Genomic DNA, 1,698 nt, shown 5'->3' on the forward strand with positions numbered 1-1,698 from the left:
AAGGATTTGAAGTTTGATTATTTAAAACACCATCTACCTTTAACGTATTTGGTATTAATGTTATATCTGTTGGAAGTGTATCTATAAATGTAGCTGTAGTTGCATTTAAGATTCCACTATTATTTAGAACTATTGTATAAGTTAAAATATCACCTATCTTTGTATAATTTTTGTTTACACTTTTATTTACATTTATATTTGCAGTTTTTATTATTGTAGTTACTGCATATTCTGAAACTATCGTATTTGTAAATACAGTTCCATCTGAAATTGTATTTCTAAAAACTACATAGCAACTATTTTGAATATTATTGAATGAACCTGAACTATTTATAATAGCGCTGTAAGTTACTGTTGCTGAATATGGAAGGTTTGCACTTGTTGCTAAAGTTATACCCATTGATAGATTATCTAAAGGCTTATTTACTCCATTTACAAAAATACTTCCTGGTACAAAACTTGTATTATCCGGAATTGTATCATATATTTTAAAATTAAATATACTTCCACTTCCTTCAAGGACCACATTCATAGTATATATAACTGTATCTCCATAATTAGCTAAATATTTATCTACTGTTTTATTAAGAGTTGTAATAGCATTTGATGGATTAACGGCTGCACCATATGCTATATAATTTGTATTTCCATCAACTGGTGAAAATGCAATTCCTCCATTATATCCGTCTAAATAGTAACTATTGGTGTTTGGTGGTATATCTCCACTTGATGGATATATTGCTAAATCAAGACCTTGTCTTCCATTAAGAATGTTACTTCTTGTGCTTGGGTCATTATTATTATTTCCAAAGGTTGCATTTGTATATGGTAATCCATCACCACTATTATTACTTATAATTGAATTGAAAAAGTTTGGTGCTTCCCTATTTGGTGCTGAAAAAGGTCTTGTTGCTTGAAGAATTAATGCATCTCCAGCATTACAAGCTGCATGAATAACCGCCGTCATAAGATTTGCCGTTACTGTTCCTGTTGATGGTGTGACTATTGAAATATTAGTTCCAACCTGTCCATAGTTATCATTTGAAATAGATAGTGTTGCATAATTATATGGACCACTTTGACTTTTAACCGCTAGAGCTAAAACCCAACCTCCACCTTCCGCCTGTGTTGCTGCTGCTGTTATATTCGCAGGAATACTACCACAAATGTAATTTCCACTACCAAATCCACTTACAATACTTGTTACATTTGCTGAACACGAATAAAATCCTGAACCATTTAAAGTTGTTACTGGTGTTACAATATGCTTTACATTATCTGGTGTAATTAAATATACTGGTGTAGTCCTAGCTATCGCACCAATAGTTCCCCCTGTATTCCCTCCCCATATTAAAAATGCTTCATCAATTGTAGTTCCATTTGGTATATCTACATAAACTCTTGAATTTGCATCCATCCAATTAAGAGTCGTTCCAGCAGGCCAACCTCCTGGTGCCACAGTTGTTGTATCTACAGTCATAAATGCCCCTTGTGTTGCAATTGTTCCTGGTACTATAGCTCCTACTCCTTTTGTCAATCCTAGCGCATTCCCAAAATAAAGAAATCCACCTTGTATTATTTTTTGATATAAAAGTGATACTGCCATTTTTCTCCTCCTATTTTTTCACTCAACTACTTCCATCTATATTTTCATATTGTTCCTATTCTTAATTTAATGTTCCCCATAGCTTTATTTAT

1 protein-coding gene is annotated in these 1,698 nt (G+C 32.5%); it reads right to left on the reverse strand.

Features of this window, described 5'->3' with window-relative positions; translation table 11 throughout:
- The coding region (locus ACRC28_RS09385; RefSeq protein WP_438543189.1) for a hypothetical protein at positions 1–1,606 on the reverse strand (1,606 nt) is incomplete at its 3' end.
- Between the last annotated feature and the right edge of the window lie 92 nt (positions 1,607–1,698).

Origin of the sequence: Clostridium sp., assembly GCF_051650885.1 — a bacterium.
GTDB lineage: Bacteria > Bacillota > Clostridia > Clostridiales > Clostridiaceae > Clostridium.